This is a genomic window from Cupriavidus sp. D384, assembly GCF_001652915.1.
GTDB lineage: Bacteria > Pseudomonadota > Gammaproteobacteria > Burkholderiales > Burkholderiaceae > Cupriavidus.
The window spans coordinates 1-1,428 of sequence record NZ_BBQI01000032.1 but is presented as its reverse complement, the minus strand read 5'-3'; the positions used below and the strand labels follow the sequence as shown (position 1 = coordinate 1,428).

The following is a 1,428-nucleotide window of genomic DNA, read 5'->3' as shown; positions in this document are numbered from 1 at the left end:
TAATGCCGTTCAGTTAAGAACTGAACGGCATTTTTAATTGGAGCGTCAGAGGAGGTTGTAAACGCTGCGCCGAGGTGTTAACTTTCGGGCGCGATGCTCTCCAGTCACCTGACCTTCCTGCTTGAAGCGCAACAGCCCGCCGACTTGAGTCGGCTGGCCGAGCATCTGCCGTACGAGTGGATAGAGCGCGCGGTGGAGGCGACGGGAGCGGCGAGTATTCGTCGCCGTCGGTTGCCCGCGGAACAGGTGGTGTGGCTGGTGATTGCACTGGCGATGTACCGCCACTGGTCGATTAGTGAAGTGCTGGACAATCTGGAACTGGCCTTGCCCGATGAGGTGGCGCCGTTTGTCAGCAAGAGCGCGGCAAGCCAGGCGCGCCAGCGCATCGGCGAGGCGCCAATGGCGTGGCTGTTCGAACGCACGGCACGGGCCTGGAGCCAGCGAGACGCCGCCGAGCACGCCTTCAAGGGGTTGACCCTGTGGGCGATGGACGGCACCACGCTACGCACAGCCGATAGCCCCGCGAACCGTGAGCACTTCGGCGCCCAGGCATTTGTTCGCCGGGTCGCCAGCTATCCGCAGGTGCGCATGGTCACATTGACTGCGATTCCCACGCATCTGGTGGCGGGCGCCAGCTTTGGCCGCTATGACACCAACGAAATGGTGTACGCCAAGGGGCTGCTGGAGCAAATCCCCGACGACTCGCTCACGGTCTTCGACAAGGGCTTTTTGGCCGCCGAGATCCTGTGCGGGCTGACGGGGGCTGGGTGCAACCGTCACTTCCTGATTCCGGCCAAGTCCAATACGCGCTGGGAAGTCACCGCCGGCACGCACGAAGACGCCACGGTACGCATGCGCGTGGCGCCGCAGGCTCGCAAGAAATGTCCGGCGCTGGCGGAATTCTGGCAGGCACGGGCCATCCGCACGGTTGACGCGCGCGGACGCGAGCGCGTACTACTGACTTCGCTGCTGGATCGCCGCCGCTTCAAGGCTGCAGACATCGTCGCCTGCTACGCACGCCGCTGGCAGATCGAAACCAGCTACCGTGAGTTGAAGCAGTCGATGCTGGGCATGGAGTTGACTCTGCGCAGTCGAACCGTCGACGGGGTGTGCCAGGAAATCTGGGGCGCTTTGATCGCCTACAACCTCATTCGTCGAGAAATGGCCAGCGCTGCCCAGGAAGCAAAGCTCGCACCGACAGAGTTGAGCTTCGTGCGCGCCTTCCATGTCATCCAGCACGAGATGATGTGGGCTGCCGTTACCCCCTCCTACGCCAAGTTGCCCGCCTGTCTGCGCCGCCTGCGCGACCGCCTGAAAACGCTGCCCAATGTGAAACGACCCGGTCGCTCATGCGACCGGGTCGTTAAGTCCCGCCCTTCACGCTATCCCGTTCGATTCCTCAATCGAGACCTTAACTGAACGGCATTA

Annotated in this window: 1 protein-coding gene; it reads left to right on the top strand. The window is 62.7% G+C overall.

The window, feature by feature from the left end:
- Positions 1 to 93: 93 nt before the first annotated feature.
- Positions 94 to 1,419: an IS4 family transposase gene (locus A9J21_RS11625; RefSeq protein ID WP_066735650.1), complete on the top strand. Its 1,326-nt coding sequence runs from the start codon at positions 94 to 96 to the stop codon at positions 1,417 to 1,419.
- Positions 1,420 to 1,428 lie beyond the last annotated feature (9 nt).

Coding starts and splice junctions, on each gene's coding strand:
- A9J21_RS11625 (WP_066735650.1), top strand. CDS start 94: ATGCTCTCCAGTCACCTGACCTTCCTGCTTGAAGCGCAACAGCCCGCC.